Below are 7,821 nucleotides of genomic sequence, written 5' to 3' on the forward strand. Positions count from 1 at the left end.
TCGGATCGATCGATAAGCTCCTCTTCGTAGCGTCGTTGAGGAGGAACACAGCCGGGATGTCGAATCCACGAGGGCCTGAACAAGGCGATGAGCCGACCAATCCGGAGGTGGCGGGTAAGGGCGGGTACGACGCCGGGGACGCGACCGAGGTGTTCGCCTCCGGCAAGGCCGACGAACCGGGGTCGCCGGACGACCCGGGCGGTGAGCGTCGGTACACCGCGCCGTCGGGGTTCGACGCCGGATCGACGCAGAAGATCGACACGCCGCCGGATCCGGCCACCGAGGTGTTCCCGATGTCCGAGCCCACCGAGCAGTTCTCGGCGCAGCAGAAGCCCGCGAGCCCCCAGGTGATTCCCGCACGCGGCGGTGAGCCGCCTCGACCGGCGCCGGAGTCGCGCCGCAGCTGGGGCTGGGTGATCGCGGTGGTGCTGGTGATCTTGGCGCTGGTCGCGATCGCGGTGCTGGGCACGCTGTTGCTGACCCGCGGTTCCGATTCGGGCGCCTCGCAGGAGGATCAGGTCAAGGCCACGATCGAGGAGTTCGACACCGCGATCCAGAACGGCGATCTGGCGACGCTGCGCACCATCACCTGCGGCGCCAAACGTGACAGCTACGTCAACTACGACGATAAGGCGTGGGCGGAGACCCATGAGCGGGTGGCGGCGGCCAAGCAGTATCCGGTGGTGGCCAGCGTCGACCAGATCGTGATCAACGGCGACCACGCCGAGGCCAACGTCACCGCGTTCATGGCCTACGCACCGCAGACCCGCTCCACCCGCAGCTTCGACCTGGAGTTCCGCGACGAGCAGTGGAAGATCTGCCAGGCCCCGTCGCCCTAGGCGATGTCGGGGTAGTTCGTCGCGGTCACCGCAACCAACTACACCCGAATCACGCGCTGACCGACCGTCCCGCGCTGTGCAGATCGGTGCACGCCTCGACGACGCGCTCGCTCATCCCCGCCTCGGCCTTCTTCAAATAGCTGCGCGGGTCGTAGACCTTCTTGTTGCCGACCTCCCCGTCGACCTTGAGCACGCCGTCGTAGTTGGCGAACATGTGCGCGGCCACCGGGCGGGTGAACGCGTACTGGGTGTCGGTGTCGACGTTCATCTTCACCACGCCGTAGCGCAGCGCATCTTCGATCTCGCTCTTGAGCGACCCCGACCCGCCGTGGAAGACGAAGTCGAACGGCTGTGCGCCGCTGGGCAATCCGAGCTTGGTCGCAGCGACGCGCTGACCCTCGGCGAGGACCTCCGGCTTGAGTTTGACGTTGCCGGGCTTGTAGACGCCGTGGACGTTGCCGAAGGTGGCGGCCAGCAGGTAGCGGCCGCGCTCGCCGGCGCCCAGCGCGTCGACGGTCTTCTCGAAGTCCTCGGCGGTGGTGTAGAGCTTGTCGTTGATCTCGGCCTCCACGCCGTCCTCCTCGCCGCCGACCACGCCGATCTCGACTTCGAGGACGATCTTCGCGGCCGCCGCCTGTTCGAGGAGTTCGCTGGCGATCGAGAGGTTCTCGTCGATCGGCACGGCCGACCCGTCCCACATGTGGGATTGGAACAACGGATCACGCCCTGCCGCAACACGTTCCGCGGAGATCGCCAGCAGCGGGCGGACGTAGGTGTCGAGCTTGTCCTTCGGGCAGTGGTCGGTGTGCAGCGCGACGGTGATCGGATACTTCGCGGCGATCACATGCGCGAACTCGGCGAGCGCCACCGCGCCGGTGACCATGTCCTTGACGCCCAGTCCGGACGCGAATTCTGCTCCGCCGGTGGAGAATTGGATGATGCCGTCACTGCGGGCGTCGGCGAAGCCCTTGATGGCGGCGTTGAGGCTCTCGGAGCCGACGCAGTTGATGGCCGGGAAGGCGAACCCGTGCTGCTTGGCACGGTCGAGCATCTCGGCGTAGACCTCAGGAGTGGCGATGGGCATGTCCGCCAGTATCCCCCTCTCAGCGCCGGATCACAGGCCGAGTCACATGGTGAGAACCATGCGGTAGCGCGCTCGACCCTCCTCCATCGCGGCGTACGCCTCGGCGGCCTCGGCCAGTGGCTTCTCCTCGATCTTCGCCCGCACCCCTGACAGCAGCGCGAAGTGCATGGTCTCCTCGACGTCGCGCGAGGTCCCCGACGGGTGTCCGGTGACGGTGATACCGGGAGAGATGAGCTGTCCCGGGCTGATCGGCAGCGGGTCCATGGTCACGCCGACGACGATCAATTCGCCCTGCGGCCCGATCCCGCCGACGGTGTCGGCCATCGCCTGGGAGTTGGCCGCGGTCGCCAGCACCACGCGGGCGCCGCCGAGGTCCTGCAGCGCCTGCGCGACGTCCTGGGCCTTCGAGTCGATGTAGTGGTGGGCGCCGAGGGCCTTGGCGTCGTCGGCCTTACCGGCCCCGCGGGCGATCGCGACCGTCTCGAAGCCCATGGCTCGGGCGAACTGCACCCCGAGGTGGCCGAGGCCGCCGACGCCCAGCACGGCCACCAGATCGCCGGCGACGGCGCGTGTGCTGCGCAGCCCGTTGAACACCGTCACCCCGGCGCAGCTCATCGGACCCGCCTCGGCGAACGAGAGGCCGTCGGGGATGCGGGCCAGCGCCGTGGCCGGGGCGATCACCGACTCGGCGTAGCCGCCCGGATAACTCAGGCCGGGGACCTGCCCGTTCTCGCACTGCATGAAGAAGCCCTTGCGACAGGGCACGCAGCGGTTGCAGTTGCCGCCGAACCAGCCGACGGCCACCCGGTCGCCGGTCGCGAACCCCTCGACCCCGTCGCCGAGCTCGGCGATGGTGCCGGCGATCTCGTGGCCGGGCGTCAGCGGCCAGCTCAATCCGGGGAAGCCGCCGTTGACGAAGGCGTGGTCGGTGCCGCAGACGCCACACGCGGCGACGTCGATCCGGACGTGTCCGGCCTGCGGAGAGGTCGTCTCGACCTCGACGAGATTGAGTGGTTCACCTGCGGCGGCGACGTGGACGGCTTTATGCGTAGGCATGCATACGAGCGTAATGAGGTCTGCTGCTTCGCGGGCGGCATCGAGTGTGCGTCCAGGGCGGGATTTCGTGCGATTTTCCGCCCTGGACGCACACTCGACGCCACGGACGCACGCTCGTCGGCGGGTCGCCCGCTTTTCGGCCGGTATCTTTGGGACCCATGACGACCACGCCCCTTGCCGATTCTGTGACGCATCTGGCGTTGATGCCGGACTTCCTCGACCCGATGACACTGCTCGGCTACTTCGGCACCTGGGCGCTGGTGGGGCTGCTCGTCGTCGTGTTCGTCGAATCCGGCGTGCTGTTCCCGATCCTGCCGGGCGACTCGCTGCTGTTCGTGGCGGGCATGCTCGCGGCGGGCACCGCAGCGCTGGCCGAGGGCGGCGGCGAGGTCATCGACTTCAAGCTGTGGCAGTTGCTGGTGTTCATCCCGATCGCGGCGATCCTGGGCGGGCAGGTCGGCTATTGGATCGGCCGCAACGTCGGCACCGCGATGTTCAAACCGAACGCCCGCGTCCTCAAGCTCAAGTACCTGGAGGAAGCGCATCTGTTCTTCGAGCAGCGCGGCCCGTTCGCGATCGTCATCGCGCGATTCGTGCCGATCGTCCGCACCCTGGCGCCACTGACCGCCGGCGCGGCGCGGATGAGCTATCCGGTGTTCGCGTTGTTCAACATCATCGGCGCGGTGGTGTGGGGCGTCGGTCTGGTGCTGCTGGGCTACTGGCTGGGTCGCTTCCAGATCGTCCAGGACCTGCTCGAGCCGATCGTCATCGTCATCGTGCTGGTGTCGGTGGTGCCGATCCTGCTGGAGTGGATCAAACGGCGCCGGGCGGCGAAACGGGCGGGTGTTGCAGCACCGCCGATCGACGACCCGGCCTAGGAATCATCGAGTAGCGACCAGCTGCCTGCGTCGGCGGCGACCAACCGATCGGCGATACCCGCCTCGTCGAACGCCGACCGTACGTCGGCGATGGATTCGCTGTAGATCGACCAGCCCGCGATGTGGGCGATCACCACCTTAGGCGCACCGAGCGCCGCCGCAACATCCGCTGCGCGCGGCCCGGTCAGGGTGAGGGGGCGGCCCTGGTTCTTGGTGGGGAGTCGCGACGCCCCGGCGAACAGCACGGCGACGTGGATGTCCTCGAAGCGCCGCGCGATCTGCGCGACGGGAGCCAGCGACGCGTTGTCTCCGCTCACGTAGACCGTGGGCAGGCCGTCGGCCCGTAGGACGAAGCCCGTGACCTCGGCGTTGACGTGTCCGGACGCGTCGCGGGTCCCGTCGAGAGGCCCGTGGACGGCCGGAACGCCGGTGACCGTGATGGCTCCGGTCCCGTCGCCGCGGGCGATCTCGGTGTGCTGCCAGGTCGGTAGGCCGATCGCCCGCCCACCCAGTCTGCTGGCGGCGCCCGGACCTGTCAGCACGAGCGGGACCGATGTGGTGGCCCACTCCCGTCCTGCAACGTCGAGATTGTCGTGGTGGTCATCATGGCTGAGCAGCACCGCGTCCACGTCGCCGAGTGCCGCGGCGGGCACTGCCGGCGGATCGAGTTTGACCATCGCGCCGTAGTCCCGGGGTTCGTCGAACGTCGGATCGGTCACGAAGCGGGTTCCGCCGTAATCAATCACCACGGTGGGGCCGCCGACGACGCCGACGGCGAAGAAGTGGCGTTCCGGACCGATGGCGCTCATGTCACTGATCGCCGAGTTGGGCGACGTGGTAGCCGAGGCGGGTCTCCACGTCACCGGGGTCGTGGAAACCGCGTTCGAACAGCGTCTCGATCCGGCGCTGCGCGGCAGGGCGGCCGAGGGCGGCCAGGAACGCCTCCCACTCGGGGGCGATCTCGTCGTCGCGCGGCAGGCTGTTGACGTCGACGAGTCGCTTTGTTTCGGTGATGGCCCGTTTGTCGAAGGACGCGATGCGGGTGGCCAGCGCATCGACGAACCCGTCCAGTTCGGCGTCCGGGAGGGCGCGGTTGACGTAGCCATACCGCTCGGCCAGCTCCCCGTCGATGTCGTCGGCCCCCAGCAGCACCTCCAGGGCGCGACCCCGGCCGATCAACCGGGGTAGCCGCGCCATCGGCCCGCCGCCGGGCACGAGGCCCGCGCCGACCTCCCACTGCGACAGGATCGCCTTCTCACGGCTGGCGAATCGCATGTCGCTGGCCAGCGCCAACTCGCTGCCGACGCCGGTCGCGCGGCCGCGGATCGACGCAATCGACACGACCGGGGCGCGGCTCAACCTGGCGAGCATGTCCGGCAGGGCCTGTAGACCCGTCTTGCCGACGGGCTGACGGGTCGACTCCTCCAGCGGGGCCCGAAAGTCGTAGTGGGTCAGGAAGAACCCGTCGACGGCACTGTCGAACACCACCACCTTGACGTCGTCGTCCTCCTCGAGCGCGGTGACGACAGCGTTCAGTTCGGGCAGGTTCTGCGGTCCGAAGATGTTCAGCGGCGGGTGGGTGAAGGTGACGCGCCAATACGCCGGTGAGCGCCGGGTCAGCGAAATCTGTTCGGTCGGCGCACTTCCCGTCATGGGCTGAGGGTACCGACGTGCCACGTCTGCGGGTCGGGAATGACTTCTTCATGGTCGGCGTTCCCCCGGGAGTCCGAACCGCGACATCCGCGCCACGGCTCGAACCCCTCAAGGAGAGGAGCCGTCATGGACTACAGACTCGAAGTCGTTGTCGTACCGGTGTCGGACGTCGACCGGGCCAAGAACTTCTACCAGGCGCTGGGCTGGCGACTGGATGCGGATTTCGCTGTCGGAGAGGACTATCGCGTCGTCCAGTTCACCCCGCCCGGATCTGCCGCCTCCATCATCTTCGGCTCCGGCGTGACCACGTCGACGCCGGGCACCGCTGCGGGCCTCTATCTGGTCGTCACCGACGTCGAGACCGCCCGCGCCGAACTCGCCGACCGCGGGGCCGCGGTCAGCGAGGTGTTCCACGACAAGACCGGAGTCTTCAATCACGCCGGAGTCGCCGCGCGGGTGCCCGGCCCCGACCCACAACGCCGCAGTTATTCGCCTTTCGCCTCCTTCGAAGATCCCGACGGGAACAGTTGGGTGCTTCAGGAGGTCACCGAACTCGCGCCCGGTCGCTGACCGGACGTGCCACCACCAAAGGAGACAGATATGAACACAACCGACGTGGTCGCTCTCGTGACCGGTGCGAACCGCGGCCTGGGCCGGCGATTCGCCGAACAACTCGTCGCGCGCGGCGCCAAGGTATACGGCGGTGCCCGGCGACCGGAAACCGTCGACATCCCCGGCGTCATCCCGGTCCAGCTCGACATCACCGATCCCGAATCGATCTCGCGCGCAGCTGAATTGGCCTCCGATGTCACCGTGCTGATCAACAACGCAGGCGTCTCGACCCAGGCGAATCTCCTCGACGGCGCCCTCGAGGACATCCGGTTGGAGATGGAGACGCACTACTTCGGCACGCTGCAGGTGATCCGCGCGTTCGCGCCCGTCATCGACGGTAACGGAGGTGGCGCCATCCTCAACGTGCTCTCGGTCCTGTCGTGGTATCACCCCCCGACCAGCGGCGCCTATTCCGCCGCCAAGGCCGCCGGGTGGGCGATGACCGATGCGGTACGAGCCCAGTTGGCGCCCAAGAACATTCACGTCGCCGCGCTGCACGTCGGCTACATGGACACCGATATGGTGAGCTACATCCCCGCCGACCAGAAGACGGACCCCGGCGTGGTGGCCGAACTCGCGCTCGACGGCCTGTTCGCCGGCGATAACGAGGTCATCGCCGACGAACTGTCGCGCAACGTGAAAGCGAAGCTGTCGACCTAGCGGCGCAACTCCAGCACGTCGGCGAGTTCGCGCAGCGCGGCCCGGGGATCGGCCATCGGATCGTCGCCGAGCACCTGCAGCACCACGTGGTCGGCGCCGGCGTCGAGGTGCGCCGTCACCGACGCGGCGGCCTGCTCCACCGAACCCATGCCGACGATGCCACGCGCCAGCCGGTCGCTACCGCCGCGCACGAGGTCGGATTCGTCGAAGCCCTGCCGCAGCCACGAGTTCCGGTAGTTCGGCAGCCCGCTGTAGACGTCCAGATGCTGATGCGCCCGCCGCAGCTGATCGGCGTCGTCACCGCCGATGGCCACCGCCTGCTCGGAGACGATCCACTTGTCCGGTCCAAGGATGCCGCGCGTGGTGCGCGTCTGCTCGGGCGTCACCAGGTAGGGGTGGGCGCCGTCGGCATGCGTGCCGGACAGTTCGATCATCTTCGGTCCCAGCGCGGCCAGCAGGCGCGTTGGCCGCGCGGCGCCGGGTTCGATCGCCTCCCCCACCGAGTTCATCTTGTCGAGGTAGTTGCGCATGGTCGCCAGCGGTTTGGCGTAGGTCCCGCCCATCGCGTACTCGACCAGCGGTGCGTGGCTGACGCCGAGTCCCAGCACGTAGCGGTTCGGGTACAGGGCGTTGATGGTGCGGCCCCCGGTCTCGGCGGCCGAGGGCAGCCGGACGTGGATGTTGGCGATGCCGGTGCCGACGACGAGCCGGTCGGTCGCCGACAAGAACGCCATCGACTGCGTCAGCACCTCCTTGCCCGCCACCTCCGGGATGAACAGCGAGCCGTAGCCGAGCGCCTCGATCTCGCGGGCGACGTCCTGGGCGTCGGTGATCGGCCAGGTCTCGCTGGCCCACCAGACGCCGATGCGGGACGGGAAGGCGATGTCCGGTTTCGCAGATGAAGTCACGAAACCCAACCTACGTGACGGGTGTCAACGGTCGTCACGGCGAGTGTGCGCAAACTGCTCGCGAATGCCCGGTGTGTCGTGTGCAGACACGCACGCTCGCGGTGTCCGGGGGCTGTCTCTTATACACATCT

General features: G+C 68.2%; 9 protein-coding genes. 4 read left to right on the forward strand and 5 right to left on the reverse strand.

The window, feature by feature from the left end; genetic code table 11:
• Positions 1-56: 56 nt before the first annotated feature.
• Complete coding sequence (locus A5757_RS12555; RefSeq protein ID WP_066833980.1) at positions 57-839, forward strand: DUF4878 domain-containing protein; 783 nt, start codon at positions 57-59, stop codon at positions 837-839.
• 49 nt (positions 840-888) lie between these two features.
• Here the strand turns inward: A5757_RS12555 and fbaA are convergent, their stop codons facing one another.
• A complete protein-coding gene (gene fbaA / locus A5757_RS12560; protein ID WP_066833983.1) occupies positions 889-1,923 on the reverse strand; it encodes a class II fructose-bisphosphate aldolase in 1,035 nt (344 codons plus the stop codon).
• A gap of 42 nt (positions 1,924-1,965) precedes the next feature.
• A complete protein-coding gene (locus A5757_RS12565) occupies positions 1,966-2,979 on the reverse strand; it encodes an alcohol dehydrogenase catalytic domain-containing protein (protein ID WP_066833986.1) in 1,014 nt (337 codons plus the stop codon).
• A gap of 158 nt (positions 2,980-3,137) precedes the next feature.
• On the opposite strand from A5757_RS12565, the gene A5757_RS12570 reads away from it, so the two are divergent.
• The gene (locus A5757_RS12570) at positions 3,138-3,857 is read left to right on the forward strand and encodes a VTT domain-containing protein (protein WP_066833988.1); all 720 of its coding nucleotides are present in this window, start codon (positions 3,138-3,140) and stop codon (positions 3,855-3,857) included.
• On the opposite strand, the gene A5757_RS12575 is transcribed toward A5757_RS12570, so the two are convergent.
• Positions 3,854-4,657 carry an MBL fold metallo-hydrolase gene (locus tag A5757_RS12575; RefSeq protein ID WP_369815939.1) on the reverse strand — a complete coding sequence of 268 codons (804 nt, stop codon included), beginning with the start codon at positions 4,655-4,657 and terminating at the stop codon, positions 3,854-3,856. The two genes, A5757_RS12570 and A5757_RS12575, sit on opposite strands and share 4 nt — an antisense overlap.
• Positions 4,658-4,667: 10 nt before the next feature.
• On the reverse strand, positions 4,668-5,510 hold the full coding sequence (locus A5757_RS12580) for an enoyl-CoA hydratase/isomerase family protein (RefSeq protein ID WP_066833994.1): 843 nt from the start codon (positions 5,508-5,510) through the stop codon (positions 4,668-4,670).
• A gap of 126 nt (positions 5,511-5,636) precedes the next feature.
• Here A5757_RS12580 and A5757_RS12585 point away from each other — a divergent pair, with 126 nt between their 5' ends.
• Both A5757_RS12585 and A5757_RS12590 read left to right on the forward strand, forming a co-directional pair.
• The gene (locus tag A5757_RS12585) at positions 5,637-6,080 is read left to right on the forward strand and encodes a VOC family protein (protein ID WP_066833997.1); all 444 of its coding nucleotides are present in this window, start codon (positions 5,637-5,639) and stop codon (positions 6,078-6,080) included.
• Positions 6,081-6,110: 30 nt separating this feature from the next.
• A complete protein-coding gene (locus tag A5757_RS12590; RefSeq protein ID WP_066834000.1) occupies positions 6,111-6,782 on the forward strand; it encodes an SDR family oxidoreductase in 672 nt (223 codons plus the stop codon).
• On the opposite strand, the gene A5757_RS12595 is transcribed toward A5757_RS12590, so the two are convergent.
• Positions 6,779-7,690, reverse strand: coding sequence for an LLM class F420-dependent oxidoreductase (locus A5757_RS12595; protein WP_066834003.1), 912 nt, complete (start codon positions 7,688-7,690; stop codon positions 6,779-6,781). The genes A5757_RS12590 and A5757_RS12595 overlap by 4 nt on opposite strands.
• Between the last annotated feature and the right edge of the window lie 131 nt (positions 7,691-7,821).

It is taken from the genome of Mycobacterium sp. 852013-51886_SCH5428379 (assembly GCF_001665575.1).
Classification (GTDB): domain Bacteria; phylum Actinomycetota; class Actinomycetes; order Mycobacteriales; family Mycobacteriaceae; genus Mycobacterium.